The 19,834-nt window shown below is 39.0% G+C and carries 15 protein-coding genes and 1 riboswitch; of the genes, 1 reads left to right on the top strand and 14 read right to left on the bottom strand.

Annotated elements, in window-relative coordinates; translation table 11 throughout:
* Window positions 1-167: 167 nt before the first annotated feature.
* Window positions 168-1,472 carry a surface-displayed alpha-enolase gene (gene eno / locus AB2B50_RS09370; protein WP_000022825.1) on the bottom strand — a complete coding sequence of 435 codons (1,305 nt, stop codon included), beginning with the start codon at window positions 1,470-1,472 and terminating at the stop codon, window positions 168-170.
* A gap of 164 nt (window positions 1,473-1,636) precedes the next feature.
* Between eno and AB2B50_RS09365 the strand changes: the two genes are divergently transcribed.
* Window positions 1,637-2,083, top strand: coding sequence for a DUF1694 domain-containing protein (locus tag AB2B50_RS09365; RefSeq protein ID WP_320693177.1), 447 nt, complete (start codon window positions 1,637-1,639; stop codon window positions 2,081-2,083).
* On the opposite strand, the gene AB2B50_RS09360 is transcribed toward AB2B50_RS09365, so the two are convergent.
* The 13 genes from AB2B50_RS09360 to guaC form a co-directional block, all read right to left on the bottom strand.
* The gene (locus AB2B50_RS09360; RefSeq protein ID WP_320693178.1) at window positions 2,080-3,195 is read right to left on the bottom strand and encodes a glycerate kinase; all 1,116 of its coding nucleotides are present in this window, start codon (window positions 3,193-3,195) and stop codon (window positions 2,080-2,082) included. The genes AB2B50_RS09365 and AB2B50_RS09360 overlap by 4 nt on opposite strands.
* Window positions 3,196-3,211: 16 nt before the next feature.
* Window positions 3,212-3,853: a phosphoserine phosphatase SerB gene (gene serB / locus AB2B50_RS09355; protein ID WP_320693179.1), complete on the bottom strand. Its 642-nt coding sequence runs from the start codon at window positions 3,851-3,853 to the stop codon at window positions 3,212-3,214.
* A 62-nt stretch (window positions 3,854-3,915) separates the two neighbouring features.
* A complete protein-coding gene (gene glgA / locus AB2B50_RS09350) occupies window positions 3,916-5,349 on the bottom strand; it encodes a glycogen synthase GlgA (protein WP_320693180.1) in 1,434 nt (477 codons plus the stop codon).
* Window positions 5,346-6,485: a glucose-1-phosphate adenylyltransferase subunit GlgD gene (gene glgD / locus AB2B50_RS09345; protein ID WP_320693181.1), complete on the bottom strand. Its 1,140-nt coding sequence runs from the start codon at window positions 6,483-6,485 to the stop codon at window positions 5,346-5,348. Before glgD ends, glgA begins: the two co-directional genes overlap by 4 nt.
* A complete protein-coding gene (locus AB2B50_RS09340; protein ID WP_075226941.1) occupies window positions 6,475-7,617 on the bottom strand; it encodes a glucose-1-phosphate adenylyltransferase in 1,143 nt (380 codons plus the stop codon). The genes glgD and AB2B50_RS09340 overlap by 11 nt, the downstream gene beginning before the upstream one ends.
* The gene (gene glgB / locus AB2B50_RS09335; protein ID WP_320693182.1) at window positions 7,607-9,535 is read right to left on the bottom strand and encodes a 1,4-alpha-glucan branching protein GlgB; all 1,929 of its coding nucleotides are present in this window, start codon (window positions 9,533-9,535) and stop codon (window positions 7,607-7,609) included. The genes AB2B50_RS09340 and glgB overlap by 11 nt, the downstream gene beginning before the upstream one ends.
* 374 nt (window positions 9,536-9,909) lie before the next feature.
* The gene (locus AB2B50_RS09330; RefSeq protein ID WP_320693183.1) at window positions 9,910-10,950 is read right to left on the bottom strand and encodes a DMP19 family protein; all 1,041 of its coding nucleotides are present in this window, start codon (window positions 10,948-10,950) and stop codon (window positions 9,910-9,912) included.
* A 285-nt stretch (window positions 10,951-11,235) separates the two neighbouring features.
* Complete coding sequence (gene pulA / locus AB2B50_RS09325) at window positions 11,236-13,518, bottom strand: type I pullulanase (protein WP_320693184.1); 2,283 nt, start codon at window positions 13,516-13,518, stop codon at window positions 11,236-11,238.
* Between the two features lie 32 nt (window positions 13,519-13,550).
* Window positions 13,551-14,501 (bottom strand): diacylglycerol kinase family lipid kinase, encoded by a 951-nt coding sequence (locus tag AB2B50_RS09320; protein WP_320693185.1) that lies wholly within the window; start codon window positions 14,499-14,501, stop codon window positions 13,551-13,553.
* 3 nt (window positions 14,502-14,504) lie between these two features.
* Window positions 14,505-16,463, bottom strand: coding sequence for an NAD-dependent DNA ligase LigA (gene ligA / locus AB2B50_RS09315; protein ID WP_320693186.1), 1,959 nt, complete (start codon window positions 16,461-16,463; stop codon window positions 14,505-14,507).
* A gap of 93 nt (window positions 16,464-16,556) precedes the next feature.
* Entirely contained in the window at window positions 16,557-17,816 is a 1,260-nt protein-coding gene (locus AB2B50_RS09310; RefSeq protein WP_320693187.1) for a nucleobase:cation symporter-2 family protein, read from the bottom strand.
* A complete protein-coding gene (locus AB2B50_RS09305; RefSeq protein WP_301559286.1) occupies window positions 17,816-18,397 on the bottom strand; it encodes a xanthine phosphoribosyltransferase in 582 nt (193 codons plus the stop codon). The genes AB2B50_RS09310 and AB2B50_RS09305 overlap by 1 nt, the downstream gene beginning before the upstream one ends.
* Before the next feature lie 76 nt (window positions 18,398-18,473).
* Window positions 18,474-18,570: riboswitch (purine riboswitch) on the bottom strand.
* A complete protein-coding gene (gene guaC / locus AB2B50_RS09300) occupies window positions 18,563-19,546 on the bottom strand; it encodes a GMP reductase (RefSeq protein ID WP_000931194.1) in 984 nt (327 codons plus the stop codon). (Overlaps the previous riboswitch by 8 nt.)
* Between the last annotated feature and the right edge of the window lie 288 nt (window positions 19,547-19,834).

Below are 19,834 nucleotides of genomic sequence, written 5' to 3'. Positions count from 1 at the left end.
GATGTTAGCTTTTATTCAACCCACTACAGTTGACAAAGAGCCAATATTTTTGCCCCCTGAACAGAAAAAAGCCCTTCGAATAAAATCCGATGGGCTTAAAACTTATTTAATCAAGAGCCGAACTTTTGAGTTTCAAGGTTCGGGATAAAATAGTTCACTGAACTATTTTATTTCTTAAGGTTGTAGAATGATTTCAATCCACGGTATTCAGCTACTTCACCAAGTTGATCTTCGATACGAAGCAATTGGTTGTATTTAGCGATACGGTCTGTACGTGAAAGTGAACCAGTCTTGATTTGTCCTGCGTTTGTTGCAACTGCGATGTCAGCGATTGTTGAATCTTCAGTTTCACCTGAACGGTGTGATACAACGGCAGTGTAACCAGCTTCTTTAGCCATTTCGATAGCGTCGAATGTTTCAGTAAGAGTACCGATTTGGTTAACTTTGATAAGGATTGAGTTAGCAGCGCCTTCAGCGATACCTCTTTCAAGGTAAGCAGTGTTTGTTACGAAGAAGTCGTCACCAACCAATTGAACTTTACCACCAAGACGTTCAGTAAGAGCTTTCCATCCATCCCAGTCATTTTCGTCCATACCATCTTCGATAGTGATGATTGGGTATTTGTTTACCAATTCTTCAAGGTAGTCGATTTGTTCTGCAGAAGTACGAACAGCTGCTCCTTCACCTTCGAATTTAGTGTAGTCGTAAACTTTACGTTCTTTATCGTAGAATTCTGATGATGCACAGTCAAATCCGATAAATACGTCTTTACCTGGAACATAACCAGCAGCTTCGATAGCAGCAAGGATAGTTTCAACACCGTCTTCAGTTCCTTCAAAACGAGGAGCGAATCCACCTTCGTCACCTACGGCTGTTTCAAGACCACGAGATTTAAGGATTTTCTTAAGAGCGTGGAAGATTTCAGCACCCCAACGAAGAGCTTCTTTGAATGTTGGTGCACCAGCAGGTACGATCATGAATTCTTGGAAAGCGATTGGAGCATCTGAGTGAGATCCACCGTTGATGATGTTCATCATTGGAGTTGGAAGAACTTTAGTGTTGAATCCACCAAGGTAGCTGTAAAGTGGGATTTCAAGGTAGTCAGCAGCAGCACGAGCTACAGCGATAGACACACCAAGGATTGCGTTAGCACCCAATTTACCTTTGTTAGGAGTTCCGTCAAGTGCGATCATAGCACGGTCGATAGCTTGTTGGTCACGTACATCGTAGCCGATGATTGCTTCAGCGATGATGTTGTTTACGTTGTCAACAGCTTTTTGTGTACCAAGACCACCGTAACGAGATTTGTCACCATCACGAAGTTCAACTGCTTCGTGTTCACCAGTAGAAGCTCCTGATGGAACCATACCACGTCCGAAAGCACCTGATTCAGTGTAAACTTCTACTTCAAGTGTTGGGTTACCGCGTGAGTCTAGGACTTCGCGAGCGTAAACATCAGTAATAATTGACATTTTTTACTCTCCTTATTGAGTTAAATTTTTTACACCTCTATGATACCTTAAAAAGACTCCTTTTTCAAGGAAAAACGTTATCTTTGTGCAAATTTTCCTTAAGTTTATAAAGTAATCGCTTTCTTTTATCTGTTTTCTCCTTTATTTTATGATATACTATTTTTATGACTGATGTATCTAAACAAATCCTAGAAAAGGCCAATGGTGGTCTTAAACTAAATCCAGATGAACAGAGACGTTTCCTCGGTACCTTTGAAGAACGTGTCCTTGGCTATGCAGACCTTGAAATAGCTGATGATGATAATTTAAAAAATGGATTTTTAACAATTATAGAAACCTTTAAAAAAGAGACTCAACCTCTATTTGTCAAAATTTCTCCTCAGGTAGAGTTTGATAAACAAGTTTTTTATCTAAAACAATCCAAAGATGCTGACTGCCAAGCGACCATCGTTTCTGAAGATCATAACTCTTCTCCTTTTGGCCTAGTTATCCATAGCGATGCCCCTGTTAAAACAAGTGAAAAAGACCTCAGAAAGGCCTTTTCAGACTTATGGCAGGAAAAAGAGATGAAAAAAGCTCCTACTTCTCTTTGGAAAAAGTGGTTTGGTTAATTTTTCTTCAAAGCTAAAATTTGACCAATGTTTGCAGCTGTATCTTCTAAATAGATAGCTGCATTTTTTAGACTGTCTTCCAGTGGTTCACTTTTTTCTAATATAGAAAAAGCAGCGATGACATTCTCAAATGGTAAAGGAGGTAAATCCTCAGCTAAACTACCACAAATAGCAATAATTGGAACACCATTTGGTGTTCTTTTTGCTACCCCGATTGGAGCCTTACCAGATAAACTTTGAGCATCCAATCTACCTTCACCAACGATAACTAGATCTGCATCTACAACCTGTTCATCAAAGTTTATTAAATCTAAACAGGTTTGAATACCAGATACAATCTCTGCTCCTGCAAAGGCACACAAACCAGCCGCAATACCACCACCTGCTCCAGCACCATCCAATTTTAACATTTCAGGTGCAACTTTGCGGTAAAAGTTTTCAATAGCAATATCAACGTCTTGGAATTTAGTTGGTTCCAACCCTTTTTGCTTCCCAAATGTATAGGTAGCACCGTGAGTTCCACAGAGTGGATTGGTAACATCTGCTAAGATTTTGATACGCACATCAGCAGGCATGGTAACGACACTTTTGTCCAAAATCTTACTTACTTCAAATAAGGACTGGCCACAAGCCTCAAGTTCCATCCCGTTTTCATCATAAAACTGATATCCGAGTCCTGAGGCAATTCCAATACCACCATCGTTACTGGATGTCCCACCAACTCCTATAAAGATTTCTTTCATTCCTTGTTCAATTAAATATAGGATCAGTTGACCAATCCCCTTTGTTTGAATCTTCAGTGGATTTCGTTTTTCTATAGGAATTTTAGCAAGCCCAACTAAATCGGCCACCTCGAACAGAGCAAGTTCTCCTTTTTGAACATAAGTCATTTGAACTTCATCTCCAAAGGGACCTGTCACTAAAGCAGTTTTTTCTACAAGACCAAGTGAATTTTTAATAGCATCTACTGTTCCTTCCCCTCCATCGCCAACAGGTAAGAGCAAACATTTCGATTCAGGTAGAGCCTTTTTAAGGCCTCGTTTAATAGCTTTAGCTACTTCACTTGCAGGGAGACTCTCCTTAAAAGAGTCAGGTGCTATAACAATTTTCATACACTCATCTTTCTAATCAAAGGAAATCTATCAGATTCAATACTTTTGTTAAATCTCTTTCTTCAATTTGAAGGGGAATTTCCTCTTGCACGATTTCTTTGGCACAGAAGCCAATGCCGATTTCAGCTCTCTTCAACATTGCTAAATCATTAGCTCCATCTCCAATAGCAATTGTTCTATCAATTGGTACCTCTAATTCATCAGCCCATCTTACTAGGGTTTCTTTTTTAACTTCTCTGCTTATAATAGGACCAACAAGATTTCCAGTTAAATGACCATCTCTGATTTCCAGTTGATTAGCAGCAAATAATGAAATCCCTAAATCTTTTGCTAATCTTTCAACAACAGGTGTAAATCCACCCGAAACTAAACCCACTTCTATCTGATTTTTTTGTAGAGTGTTAATAAATTGCGCAGCATTTTTACTAAGGTGTAGTTCATGATAAATCTTATCAAAAGTATCTACAGATAGTCCTTGTAATAAAGAAACACGTTTTCTCAGGCTTTCTTCAAAATCAAGTTCTCCTCTCATAGCTTGGGCAGTCAGTAGAGCTACTTCTTCTTCACATTCTGCTTCTTTCCCCAACAAATCAATAACTTCCTCTTCTATCAGTGTCCCATCTACATCCAGTACACAGAGTCCTTTAATTTTTTTCATATAATTGCCTTACTTTCAGAATCTCAAAAAATCGTATGAAGGTATCATACGATTTTAACTATTTAGTTTGCTAAACTATGATACAAATCAAGATATGACTTGCAGGCTGTATCCCAAGAGAAATCACATTCCATAGCTTGAACTTGCATATTTTTCCAAACATCAGGATGGTTGTGATAAACATCCAAAGCTGTTTGCAATGCCCAGTTGAGCCAGTATGGAGTTAGGTTGTTAAAGCTAAAGCCTGTACCTGTTCCTTCAATTGGATTAAAGGCTTGAACAGTATCTCTAAGTCCACCCACCTCGTTTACTAAAGGAAGCGTACCATATCTCATGGCCATCATTTGTGAAAGTCCACACGGTTCAAAGCGACTTGGCATGAGGAAAATATCACATGCTGCATAAATCTCTTGAGCTAATTTCACATCGAAAGTAATATTGGCAGAAAGTTTTTCTGGGAATACTTGACTAAACCAAGAGAAAGCTTGTTCAAATCCTGGATCTCCAGTTCCCAAGAGAACAATTTGAATATCCTCTTGAAGCATACGATGCAGGCTTTCAACCACCACATCAAAGCCCTTCTGACGAGTCAAACGTGACACGATACCAATCATTGGAACATCAGGACATACTGGAAGACCAACTTTTTCTTGAAGTTTCGCTTTATTTCGAGCCTTACCTGACAGATCAGTTTTATTAAAATGATACTCTAGTAAAGCATCCGTCTCTGGGTTGTACAAATCTGTATCAATTCCGTTTACAATACCAGAAACCTTACCAGATTCCATACGGAGAATCTGATCAATACCGCAACCAAACTCTGTAGTCATGATCTCATAAGCATAGCTCGGTGATACGGTTGATACACGATTTGCATAGAGAATACCTGCCTTCATCCAGTTAAGACAATCATTCCAACGAACTGTTCCATCAGCGTAGCGCTCAAATCCAACCCTGAACAAGTCCCAAAGCATACTTTCAGAGAATTGACCCTGAAATTCCAAGTTATGAATGGTCAAAACAGTCTTGATTCCTTGGTAGGCTTGAATCCATCTGTACTTTTCCTTCAACAAGAAAGGAATCATTGCTGTATGGTAGTCATGAGCGTGGAGGACATCAGGGATAAATCCAATACGCTCCATAGCTTCAAGGGCAGCAAGTTGGAAGAAGGCAAAACGTTCACCATCATCGAAATCTCCATAAACATGCCCACGGAAGAAATAATATTGATTGTCGATAAAGTAGAAGGTAACACCGTTTAAAACAGTTTTCTTAATTCCACAAAATTGTCTGCGCCAACCAACATAGACTTCGAATTGAAGGACATCTTCAATCTGATTACCAAACTTAGCTTCTACCATGTCATAGTAGGGTAAGATAACAGCAACCTCATGCCCAGCTTTTACTAATGATTTTGGAAGTGCTCCGATAACGTCTCCCAATCCACCTGTTTTTGAAAAGGGAGCGCCCTCTGCTGCTACAAATAAAATTTTCATGAAAGGACATCCTCTGTTACTTTTTCGCCTTTTTTGATGACAACAGGGTTTTCTGCTGTACCTCGAATAACAACTCCCTCAGCTATTTCAGCACCCTTATCAACAATTGCATACTCAACTTGTGCACCTTTTCCAACGACAACACGAGGGAAGATAAGAGATTCTTTAACCAAGCTGTCTTTATTGATACGAACATTACGCGAAATAACAGATTTAATCACTTCGCCTTCAACGATACTACCAGAAGCAAATTGAGAAGTGTTTACTTTTGAACCCGGTGCATAGTAAGTAGGCTCTTCGTTTTTAACTTTAGTGTGAATCTTTTGATTTGGCGAGAACAAAGAGTAGAATTTATGCTGATCAAGCATATCTAAATTAGCTTGGTAGTATGTTTCTACTGAATGAATATTTGCTAGGTATCCTGTGTATTCATATGCAAAAGCACCTTCTTTAGCTGCTAAATCACGAAGAACATAACGTAATTTTTCTGGATATTCTTTTTGAGCTTCTTCTTCTAAACGTTTAATCAACCATTGAGTATCTACAACAAAGATATCTGTTGACATGTTGTAGTAATCTTGATTTGATTTTTTATCAAAGAGTTTGTGAGAAACCACATGGTCAGTTTCGTCGATATCAAGGATTGCATTTACTTCTGAAATATCTTTCTTAGGTAATTTCTTATAAACTACTGTAATCGGTGATTTTGTTGTATTATGCAAATGGAAAACTTGATTGAGATCAATATTCACCAAAACATCAGAGTTCAAGGAAACTGTTTGGTCTGAACCTGAACGTTTTAAGTAAGTTAAGAGTTGTTTATAGTACTCTTTTCCAACAGTACTGCTCTCTACACGAGTATTGTAGATTCCAAGATAGTAGTGGCTAAGAAGTGTATTCAAGCCCCATTCACGTCCTGAACGAATATGGTCAAAAACTGAGCTGATGTTATCTTGTTGGAAAATTCCAAAGATACTACGAACGCCTGCATTAGCTAAACTTGAAAGCGGGAAGTCAATCAAACGATACTTTCCTCCAAATGGTAAAGTTGCCACTGGACGGTTACTTGTCAAGGTTGACATATCATGGAAACCAACGGTGTTTCCTAAAATCGCTGAATATTTATCAATCTTCATCTGTTGCTACCCCCACTACTTCGTTATATCCGACTACTTGTACTTCTTCTGTACCATCAATTTCAACACCATCGGCAATAATTGCACCTTCACCGATGATTGCACGTGTAATTTTAGCTCCTCTACCGATAACTGCTCCACTCATGATGACAGAATCAACAACTTCTGCTCCCTTACGAACTTGAGCAGCTGTAGAAAGGATAGAGTGTTTTACTGTACCATTTACGTAACAGCCATCCACTACAAGAGAGTCTTCTACATGAGCATGTTCTCCAATAAAGTTTGGTGGAGCGATAAGGTTACGAGAATAAATTTTCCATTGACGGTTACGGCTATCTAGAGCATTCTCTGGAGAGATGTATTCCATATTTGCTTCCCAGAGTGATTCGATAGTACCAACGTCCTTCCAGTATCCATTGAATTCATAAGCATAGACACTCTCGCCTGTTTCAAGATAATTTGGAATAACATTTTTACCGAAGTCTGACATATCTAGGTTGGCCTTTTCAGCTGCAACTAGCATATTACGAAGTCGTTTCCAGTCAAAGATATAGATACCCATTGATGCCTTAGTTGATTTTGGTTCAGCTGGTTTTTCTTCAAACTCAACAATACGATTATTAGCATCTGTATTCATGATACCAAAACGGCTAGCTTCTTTTAGTGGTACATCCAAGACAGCAACTGTCAAGCTGGCATTATTGTCCTTGTGTGATTGGAGCATATCATCATAGTCCATCTTGTAGATATGGTCACCTGAAAGGATCAAAACATACTCAGGATTGATACTGTCGATATAGTCGATATTTTGGTAAATGGCATGACTTGTACCTTCAAACCAACGGTTCCCCTCACTTGCAGAGTAGGGTTGAAGGATAGAAACACCTGTGTCAATACCGTCTAGACCCCAACTAGAACCATTACCAATGTGGCTATTGAGAGCTAGTGGTTGATACTGTGTAATAACCCCAACATTATGGATACCAGAGTTGGCACAGTTTGAAAGAGCGAAGTCAATGATACGGTAGCGCCCACCAAATTGCACGGCAGGTTTAGCAATGCTTTGAGTGAGTTTACCAAGACGAGTTCCTTGCCCACCAGCAAGGATTAAAGCTAGCATTTCATTCTTCATTTTCTACTCCTTTTTGAGTTTTATTAGCGACTTTTTTAGTAGGTTTGATGCGACGTTTGATTTTCCAAATACTTGCTCCCATAGCTGGCAATGTAAATGTCAAAGTCTGCTCATAATCCTTCCATAATCCTTCTTGAGTTTGAACTGTTTGGTTATGCTCTTTCCACACACCACCCCATTGTTCTAACTCTGTATTCCAAATTTCTTCATAAATGCCTGCAACTGGAAGACCAATTGTAAAATCAGGACGTTCAACTGGTGCCATATTAAAGACACAGACTAGCATCTCGCCTTTCTTGCCCTTACGGATAAAGGAAAGAACACTCTGATCTCTATTATCCGCATCAATGATTTCAATACCATCATAACTTGTATCAATTTCCCAAAGACAACGGTGGTCTTTATAAAGCTGATTCAACTGTGATGTAAAGTACTTCATCTTGGCATTCATTGGATCTTCTAGGTTAGACCACTCTAATTGCTCTTCAGATTTCCACTCTAAGAATTGACCAAATTCGCTACCCATGAAGAGTAATTTCTTACCAGGGTGACAAATTTGATAAGTGTAAAGGTTTCTCAAACCAGCGAACTGATTGTAACGATCACCCCACATCTTATGCATCATACTCTTCTTACCGTGGACAACCTCATCATGTGAGAATGGTAGGAGATAATTTTCATTAAAGACATACATGAAGCTGAAGGTCACAAGATTAAAGTCATACTTGCGGTAAATTGGATCTTCTTCGTAGAATCGTAAGATATCATTCATCCAACCCATGTTCCACTTGTAGTCAAATCCAAGTCCACCCATTTCCTTCATGCCAGTAATCTTGGTACCAGAAGAAGACTCCTCTGCAATCATCATAACATCCGGATGAGCTAATTTAATAACATCATTCAAACGTTGTAGGAAATAATATCCTTCATAGTTGAGATTGCCACCGTCTTTATTTGGTGTCCATGGAGCATTGTCATAATCTAGATAGAGAATATTACTTACGGCATCAACACGAATACCATCTAGGTGATAGAAATCGATCCAAAACTTAATGCTAGAAATCAAGAAAGATTGGACTTCATTTTTACCAAGGTCAAAGTTGAGTGCTCCCCAACCGTAGTTGTTAGCCTTATTATGATCCTGGTATTCAAAAGTCGGTGTGCCGTCGTAGTATGCCAAAGCATCATCATTGATTGTAAAGTGTCCAGGTACCCAGTCCACAATTACACCGATATTGTTGATGTGACATTCCTCAACGAAGTCTTGAAACTCTTCTGGACGACCATAGGCATGCTCTAAAGCGAAGTAGCCCATGAGCTGGTAGCCCCAACTCAAACCAAGTGGGTGAGACATCAAAGGCATAAACTCGATATGAGTATAGTTCATCTCAACAAGATAGGGGATGAGCTCTTCTTTGAGTTGAGCAAAGCTATAAGGTGTCCCATCAGGATTTCTCTTCCAAGATCCTGCATGCGCCTCATAGATATTGACTGGTCGTTCGAAAAATCCCCAACGTTTTCTGCGAGCTAACCAGAGACCGTCCTTCCATTTTTTCTCAGGAATTTCTGTTAAAACTGCCCCTGTTCCTGGACGAGCTTCATAGCGTACTGCCAAGGGATCAATCTTCATAAGCTGATGACCATTAGTACGAGTAATATGATATTTATAAATATGTCCTTCTTGAGCTAAAGTTGTAAAAACTTCCCAAACTCCAGATTCATTACGAACCATGGGGATCTGATTTTCAACCCAGTTAGTAAAATCACCAACTAGATGGACAGCCTGCGCATTTGGCGCCCAGACACGGAATGTATAGCCATACTCACCGTCTCTTTCTTCACGATGCGCTCCTAAATAGTGTTGAAGATGGAAATTTTCGCCACTAGTAAAAGTTCTTAAAGCCTCAAATTTATCCATTGAATCCCCCTTTTAATTGAAAGCGTTTTCTTAGTTTTATTATACTACCTTTTAAGAGAAGTTTCAAGTAAATTACTATATTTTTAAAAATTATTTTGAAAATCTGAAAATAATTCTCTGATGCGTCCTGGGAAAATCATTTTAATTTTCCAATTTATCTTCGCCTCTTTTCATTTTCTTACATTTTTATATAATAGTAACAAAATATTCGGATTTAAGCAATTTTTAGCCTTATATTTTTGAAAAATATATTGAAAATCCGTAAATATTGAGTTTATAACATTCAATTTAGATTGCAACTATTCAGAAACAAGGGATTTCTCCCAAAAAATAGAGCAGATCTTCCAATCTGCTCTTTCTTTATTTACTATTCTTTACGATTTATCTGAACTTCTTTGAAAAACAAATTTCTCTGGATTTTTTTTGATAAAACTTAGTTCATTCTCATTTCCATCATAATCATAGACAAAATCATCTGCTTCATCCAACTTCTGATAAAAATCATCGCCATACTCTTCTTCCATCTGTGTTAGCAGCTCAGTTCTCTCTTCTCTAACAAAGGAGATGGTTCCACCAAAGTATGCAAGAAGATTTTTAAAATTAGAAGCATGCTCCTTCATTCCAAATAGTTCGAAGCCCTTTAAAGTATCTTTCCAGACAATCCCTGTCGAATTATCGAAAAATTGATAGTGACCTCCATTGTTTACTTCGATAAAATACCAGATAATTGCCAGAAGGTATCTTTGTTCTAAAGTAAAGATTTTTGCAGAATCGAGATAGTCTTTATAGGTGTTATAGATGTTAACAGTTTCGTATACTGGTTTAATAATATCCCAAGAGTCTTCTGCATTTTGAACATCTTCTATCTTAATATTCTTGTATAATTTCTTATTCTGTGCAGTTTTCATTTCTTGATTTGTTTCATTAACATCTTCAAAATAGTATTTCTGTAGCAGGGGATAATCTGTTGGCTTGCCTTCAAAAACTTCCTTTAGAGAACCTACTTTAACCAACTCAATACACCATTCAATGACTGGACTTGTTGGGGAATCAGCATTTTTGATAGCATTTTCTAATAAATCTAGAGCCTGATTAGCTTCAGTTTCAAAGTCCTTGTTCGGATCACTAGATAAACGCCAATGGGTAAAACCATTTCGATAATACCAAATAGCATCCCTATCTTCTTCAGAGACCATCTCTAAAACTCTTTTGGCTTCTTCGAATTGACTCCAATTATTATAGACTTTGGCTAGTTCACTAAGGACTAGTCCACTTAAATTTTCTAAGCCAAGCTCTAAAAGAATTTCTATTACTTTCTCGAATTGGAAGTTATGCTTAATGTCTTTAAGACACTGAACTTTCTCCGATTCATTTAATGTGATAAATGTTTCCAGCGTAATTGTATTGATATCCATAGGTATCTCCCACTATAACTAATGAACTTTTATAATTTTAATTCAATTTGTAATGAAACTTCTGCTTTTTCTATCTGTCTAGGCCTTGAAAATGAACTACTATTTCTGAAAATTTTAGTTTTACTTAGGACTTCAACGGAGACTGTCTAGAATTATAGGCCGGGATAAAAAATCCCGACCTCGTTTTTTTAGTAGAAATGAGTCTTTGAAACATTTTGTTCATTCATTGGACTCTGCAAGATAGTTTTGTCCTACACTTCACTGACTCTGTCTTCAATCTAAGACTTACGCTAAAACATTCAAGACTGCCACACTGACATCGTCAATGGCATTTTCTTGGTTAGAACGGCTATTAGTTACTAACATTTCTAGGTTTCCTGCATTTTCATAGTAATAGGAAGCCCCTTTAGCATTGAATACAACCAAGAAGTGCTCTTCAATTCCCTGAATCTCGTAGACAATCCAACCACTATTTTCAATGGCTGTATGTACAAAGACATGACGGTAAACTTCTTCATAGGTAGGGTATGAAAAGGCACTGGTTTGTGTTTTGAGTCGAATAATTTGACGGACAAACTCGATGCTATCTTGACGCTCATTGATCAAATCCCAGTTGACTTGGTTGACGCTATCAGGAGCATTGTAACTATTCATCGCTCGCTCACGATCTGCGTGAGTCAACTCGCCATTTTCTCCTGTAGCTACAAGCTTGGTACGGCCAAACTCTTGCCCCAACTCCATGAAGGCCATCCCTTGCATGAGAAGGTTCATGGCTGTCGCTGTTTCTACTTTCTTCATGATACGTTTTTCACTCTCCGTTGGATGAAGGGTTTTAAGCAAATCATGCAAATTGTAGTTATCGTGGGCTTCTACATAGTTCAAGACTTGATTTGGACTAAGGTATGAACCAAGTTCTCGACTTCCAAGGATAGCCTTTGCGAGGATCGGCTCAGTACCTGCTCCGCTGACGAAGCCAGATTTGATAGAACCATAGACTTCACAACCTTTGACCGCATCACGTTGATTATCATTAAAGAATCCAATGTTTGGCAACTGATAGGCATTATCTTTCTTAGCCTTATCATAAGGAGCAAGACCAGTTCCCATATCCCATCCTTCTCCATAAAGGATGATTTTAGGATCGACTTCGTCCATAGCCCAACGAATCATCTGCATGGTTTTAACATCATGGATCCCCATCAAGTCAAAGCGGAAACCGTCAATATTGAATTCTTTTACCCAGTAGAGAAGAGAATCAATCATATATTTACGGAACATTTCATGCTCACTGGCAGTTTCGTTACCGACTCCTGTTCCATTTTGATAGGTTCCGTCATGGTTCATTCGATAATAATAATCGGGAACCGTTGTTTGGAATGGCGCATCCACCGTTGAGAAGGTATGATTGTAAACAACATCCATAATAACACCGATACCAGCGTCGTGATAAGCTTGGACCATGGCTTTCAAATCACGAATAGCTTGACCTGGATCATTTGGATTTGTAGACATGCTAGTTTCTGGAGCATTGTAGTTTTGTGGATCATATCCCCAGTTATAAGTTACATTTCCATCTGCGTCGTATTCTTTATGACGGTCAGCAATTGGTTGCAACTGAACATAGTTGACACCAAGTTCTTTGATATAGTCAAACGAAGTCGACTGACCATACTGGTTAACTGTTCCAGTTTGCGCTGCACCTAAGAAGGTTCCTCTTAATTCTGGCGCAACACCAGATGTTTCAGACTTAGTCAAATCACGGATATGCATTTCATAAATGACTGCTTGGCAAGGATTTTCCAAACGCCAAGTTGCTTCTGTACCATGCTTAACCTCAAAACCTTCGACCTGACGATCTTGGTCTGAAACGATGGCTGAACGTTTTCCATCAGGACTTGTCGCTATTGTATATGGATCACGAGTTAATGACTGGTGATGAGGAAAGTCAATTTGGTAGTGATAAGCACGACCTGCTAGGCTTTCTGGAACTGTTAAACTCCAAACACCAATGGTATTATACTTGTGGCTATAGGAATAACTATTTCCTCGCTCCATTTCAAAGGTTTTAAAGATAGGAGCGTCATTCTTCGCTGATTCATAGACTACTACTTGGACAGAAGTAGCTGTTGGTGCCCATAAGCTAAAACTTGTTTCATTTTCAGAAACTTGACATCCCAACTCTCCTTGATAACCCCAGTGGTGGTCGAAACTCGCACTATTGATTGCCTTGTCAAAGGCAAAAGGATTTTGGTCCTTATAGTGTGGACTGGCAATAGCTGGATTTTCAGAATAATAAACTGTATCATCTCCATCCAAAATCCAAACCTCTGTCAAAAGTGGATAATAATCGAAGCGAATAGGATATTCTTTGCTGACACCATCTTTTTCAACAGCAAAAGTCATGGTCTCAAGAGCTACTTCACTCGATTGAGTCAGTGAGAATTTTGCTCCAAAATATTCTTCTTCTTTGATAAGTTCTGTTGAATCTAGAGGCTTTTTGCTGAAGCTGCAAGCCTCGTAAGCTTCATCTTTACGATGATAATGAATAAGTACAGGATAATTGTACATGGTTCTCCCTAATTTCTAAATTAAATTTGATTTTATATGTTACTAATAATTTCTTGATCAATCGCCTCACGATTCACAAAAAACTCAATGTGATTATGGCATACTTCCAAATCTACTGGTGTGTCGCCACCGTATTCTCCATCAAGGTTGAGCATAAATGGCTCTTCCTGATCCAAAGTTTCAATTCGGAGTTTACTAGTTTTCAGATATTCAACATTGACATCTGACACATGTTGGCCTCCGTTCATGGCCTGAACTAGCAGACTCAACATATCTAGTATTTTATCTGTCTTTACCAGAATAAGCGTGAAATTGCCATCATCCAGTTTGGTATCAGGTGCAAATTGCTCAAATCCACCGATAGAATTGGTCAAGGCAACAAAGACAAGAGAAACTTCACCTGTAAAAATGCCCCAATCATGATAAATACGAACAGGACGGGCCTTGGATTTTGGAAACATCTCGATGCCTTTAGCAACGTAGGCCAGATACCCCAAACGCGTCTTCAGTTCACTCGGAACACTAAAGGTTAACTCCGTAAGAGCTCCTGCCGCAGCAATATTGATGAAATACTTATCGCCAAAGGCACGACCAATATCAATTTTCTTGGTTTCATTTTTAGCAATGATCTTGGCTGCAGCAACTGGATCCCCCATAGGGATTTTCAATGCTCTTGCATAGTCATTGGTAGTTCCAGTAGGAATGATGGCTATCTTTGGACGATGTTCCAGAGGTGCAATTCCATTAACCACTTCATTGATAGTACCATCGCCACCAGCTACCAAAACCAAATCAAAGCCAGCTTTTGCAGCTCTTTCTGCTTCTTTCTGAGCTGATAAGTGTTTAGGTTTGGTCTGAAAAGCACTGGTTTCATAGCCTATGCTCTCTAACACTTCTAGAACTTCTGCGATATTTTGCTTGATAATTTCCTGGCCTGAGGTCGGATTATAAATGAGACGTGCGCGTTTTTTTACTTCTTTCATAACTTACAAACTCTCAAGCCAAGCTTCATCACGAATCTCTATTCCCAGTTCTTGTGCTTTTTGGAGCTTGCTTCCTGCATCTGCTCCTGCTACAACAAGGTCTGTTTTTTTCGACACACTACCAGTAACCTTGGCTCCTAGACTTTCTAATTTATTTTTAGCTTCTGAGCGATTCAAACGCTCTAGCTTTCCTGTCAATACGACAGTTAGACCAGACAAGGCAGCATTTGCTGCAACTGTTTGTCCTTTGTAGTCTAGATTAACACCTGATTCTTTCAATTCCCTTAAAAGGATTTCAGAACCCTCTGTAGCAAAATAGGTCTGTAGGCTTTGAGCAATGACACTCCCCAAACTTTCAATATTTGCAATTTCTTCAGGATTGGCTTGTGCTAGCGATTCGATTGAGTGGAAGTTTTGTAAAAGCAACTGACTTGCCTTACTTCCTACATGACGAATCCCCAAACCAAACAAAAGTTTTTCAGCAGAATTTTCTTTGGATGCTTGAATAGCCTGGTAGAGCTTTTGAGCTGATTTCTCCTTGATGCCGTCTAACAAGAGAAAATCTTCAACTGTCAAGCGATAAATATCTGCAACATCCTTAACCAAATTAGCAGCAAATAATTTCTCCACGATTGATGGACCAAGGCCAGAGATATTCATGGCGTCACGAGATGCAAAGTGAATCAACCCTTCCTTGATTTGAGCTGGACAACGTGGGTTTATACAACGAAGAGCCACCTCATCTTCAAAGTGTAACAGCTTACTCTCACAACTTGGACAGTTTGTTGGGATATCTAGTTTTTCCTCCGATACACGTTTAGACTCCACCACTCGTAGAACGGCTGGTATGATATCACCCGCTTTGTAGACAATGACTGTGTCATCCTTACGGATATCCTTTTCAGCGATATAGTCGACATTATGAAGAGTTGCACGACTTACAGTTGTACCTGCAAGTTGCACTGGAGTAAGATTAGCAGTCGGAGTCACAACTCCTGTACGCCCTACTGTCCAGTCAACAGAAAGAAGTTTCGCTTCTTTTTCTTCTGCTGGGAATTTATATGCTACTGCCCATTTAGGTGCTTTGATTGTAAATCCTAGTTGCTCCTGACCAGCTAGATCATTGACCTTAATCACAACTCCATCGATATCATAAGGCAACTGATCTCTTTCTTGACCAATTTCTTGAATAAACGCCCAAACCTCGTCCATACTATGAGCTAATAGACGTCTTTGATTAACTACAAAGCCTAATTGTTCTAAATGTTTCAAAACCTTCTCTTGACTATCCCGAGTTGAAGGACTAGCTTCCTGATAAAGGAAGGTTGCAAGATTACGTTTGGCTACTACTCCTGTGTCTAACTGGCGAAGGGTTCCTGCAGCAGCATTTCTTGGATTGGCAAATTCTGGCTCCCCGTTTTCTTGACGAGATTGATTCACCTGATCAAAAGAAGTTCTCGGCATATAACATTCACCACGAACTGTTATATCTATTTTTTCAGATAATGCTAAAGGAATGTCTTTCACTCGTTTAAGATTCTCAGTGATGTTTTCACCAATGGAGCCATCACCTCGAGTTGCTCCAGCAACAAAAATTCCCTGCTCATAAGTCAAGGAAATCGATAAACCATCAATCTTCAACTCACAAATATAAGTGACATCATCCAATTCTTTACGAACACGCGCATCAAAGGCATCGAGCTCTTCACGAGAAAAAGCATCCTGCAAACTATAGAGAGGATACTGATGACTATATTTCTCAAACCCATCAAGAATCTTTCCACCAACACGATGTGTCGGACTTTCTGGTAAAACTTGGTCAGGATGAGCTTTTTCTAACTCTACCAATTCACGATAAAGACGGTCATACTCACTATCAGATACAGATGGATTATCACTTGTATAATACTCTGTCGCATAGCGATTGAGCAGTTCAACGAGCTCTTTCATTCTTTCATTCATAGAACCATTTTACCATAAAAAGGACTCTATAAACAATAATCAAGCTCTAAAAAAGAAAATGAGAAGGATATTTCTATCGCTTCTCACTTTTAGTTATTTTTTACGATTCAAAATAGCGTTCAAGACGATGGCTACTGTACTTGCAATGACAATACCATTTGAGAAGAACATTTGTAATTCAGTCGGTAAAGTATTGAAGAGATTACTTCCATTCAATCCAACCCCAGCAGAGATAGAAACTGCTGCAATGAGGAAGTTGTGTTCATTGCGTTCGAAGTCTACACGCGCCAAGATTTGCATTCCTTGGAGAGACACGAAACCGAACATGACGAGCATAGCTCCACCTAGAACAGGACTAGGAATAATCTGTGCCAAGGCACCGAACTTAGGCAAAAGACCGAGCAAGATAAGGAAACCAGCTGCGTAGTAGATTGGCAAACGAGTACGAATACCTGAAAGTTTCACCAAACCTACGTTTTGTGAAAATCCTGTATAAGGGAAGGTATTGAAAAGTCCACCAAGTAAGACAGCAAGACCTTCAGCACGATAACCATTGCGGAGACGAGTGCTATCGATTGGATCTTTAGTAATATCAGAAAGGGCAAGATACACACCTGTTGATTCTACCATTGATACAGTTGCGATGATACACATCATGACAATAGATGAAATCTCAAATTGTGGAGCACCGAAGTAGAATGGAGTTGGGATATGAACTAGTGGAGCTTCTGCTACTGGAGAGAAGTCAACCAAGCCCATAGTTGCAGCGATAATCGTACCTGCAATCAAACCGATCAAAATGGAAATAGATTTGATAAATCCTTTTGTAAGAATATTTACCAAAAGAATAATGAGAACAGTAATCATTGCCAAGGCTAAACTTTGACCGGTTGGTTTTTCTACGTTATTTCCCATATTTCCGATGGCAACTGGAATCAAGGTCAATCCGATAGTTGTGATAACAGAACCAGTTACGATTGCAGGGAAAAGATTGGCAACTTTAGAGAAGATACCTGAAATCAGGATAACATAAATCCCTGATGCAATCAAGGCTCCGAACATAGCACCGCTACCATGACTCTGACCGATCATGATAAGAGGAGCAACAGACTGGAAGGCAACACCAAGAACGATTGGCAATCCAACACCGAAGTGTTTATTGAGTTGCAATTGCAAGAGAGTTGCAACCCCACACATAAAGATATCTGTTGAAATAAGATAGGTCAACTGTTGAGCTGAATATCCTAAAGCACTTGCAATCATGATTGGTACCAGGATTGAACCTGAGTACATGGCTAGCAAGTGTTGCAAACCAAGAACGGCTGCCTGTGAGTGGTTTTCCTGTTGTTTCATTAGATGTCTGCCTCCTTAAATATAACTTTTCCATTTTCAAAACGCTCTAATCGCGCGAGTGATACTACTTGATGGCCTGATTTTTCTAGCAGTCCACGACCATCTTGGAAAGATTTTTCAATCACAATTCCGATAGCTTCAACTGTAGCACCAGCCTGTTCAATAATCTGAATCAAACCATTAGCTGCTTGACCATTAGCCAAGAAATCATCAATAATTAATACTTTATCTTGAGGAGATAAGAACTTACCTGCAATAGATACGGTACTAGTTACTTGTTTAGTAAAAGAATAAACTTCAGCAGTCAAAATTCCTTCATTCATAGTAATATTTTTTGCCTTCTTAGCAAAAATCATGGGTACATCTAACTGTTCAGCCACATAAAGGGCTGGGGCAATTCCAGATGCCTCAATGGTTACGACTTTGGTAATACCAGCATTTTTAAAATGCTCTGCAAAAGTACGACCAACCTCGCGCATCAAGGAATAATCAACTTGGTGGGTTAAGAAGGAATCCACCTTAAGAATGTTCTCACCAAGAACGTTTCCGTCCTTTAAAATTCGTTCTTCTAATAATTTCACAATAACCTCCGAAATAAAAAGAGACTTACCAAGTAAGCCTCTAGGAAATAAAGAAATAGATTTAACACCTATCCTTATATCTCTGCAGCTTACTCATTGTTAGGTATTTACGGTACCTTGTAGAAACGCCACGCCAATTCGCGGCATAAATAAGTAATCATATTTTTAGTGAGCATCACCATTCCAGATAGAGTTCTTCACAATGACATAGTCAACGTGACGAAGATCAGCAACCTTACGACCTCCAGCATAAGAAATCGAACTTTGCAAATCCTGTTCCATCTCAGTTAAGGTATCCTGTAAATGCCCTTTGGCAGGAAGAAGGATTTTTTTACCTTCGACATTCTTATAAGCACCTTTTTGGTATTCTGAAGCCGAACCATAGTATTCTTTGAATTGTTTACCGTCCACTTCAACTGTTTTACCAGGACTTTCGATATGCCCTGCAAACAGTGAACCAATCATGACCATGCTTGCACCAAAGCGGATTGACTTGGCAATATCACCATGTGTACGGATACCACCATCGGCAATAATTGGTTTACGCGCAGCTTTAGCACACCAGCGAAGGGCTGCTAACTGCCAACCCCCAGTACCAAAACCAGTTTTTACCTTAGTAATACATACCTTACCTGGACCGATTCCGACCTTAGTAGCATCTGCACCAGCATTTTCAAGTTCACGCACAGCTTCTGGAGTTCCAACATTACCAGCGATGACAAAAGTATCAGGTAATTCTTTCTTGATGTGCTGAATCATTGAAATCACGCTGTCAGCATGACCATGAGCAATATCAATGGTGATGTACTCTGGTGCATCAGCCTTTAATTGACTCACAAAATCATACTCGTAGTCTTTAACACCTACTGAGATTGAAGCAATCAAGCCCTGATCGTGCATACGTTTGACAAAAGGAATGCGTCCTTCTTCATCAAAACGATGCATAATATAGAAATATCCACCCTTAGCAAGTTGTTCAGCAACATTTTCATCTAGGATTGTTTGCATATTGGAAGGAACAACTGGTAATTTAAAGGTATGCTTCCCTAAAGTTACCTGCGTATCAGCCTCTGCACGACTTTTAAGAACACACTTGTTAGGGATTAGCTGAATATCTTCATAGTCAAAGATCGGAAATTCGTTTAACATATTTCTCTCATTTCTCTTGTTTAGACCTTCCTAAAGTTAGGAATAGCCTCGTCTTTTCCAGACAATTACTCTAACAAGTTTACAATAATGTCCGTTTTTTGTCAATTGTAATGACCGAAAACAAATAATGTTCGTGTTTATAATTCTTAATTTAGATAATAAGTAGACATTGAGATGCCTTATGTCTGAAATTGCACTACCTTAATGATGCCTTCTATAAAATATTTTTTGAAGATTAAAAAAAGCCCAGCGTAGAGGCTTTCTCCCATCTTAACACTAGACTTCTTT

The sequence above is a fragment of the Streptococcus fermentans genome (assembly GCF_040888305.1).
GTDB classification, from domain to species: Bacteria; Bacillota; Bacilli; order Lactobacillales; family Streptococcaceae; genus Streptococcus; species Streptococcus fermentans.
This window is presented reverse-complemented; position numbering and strand designations above follow the sequence as displayed.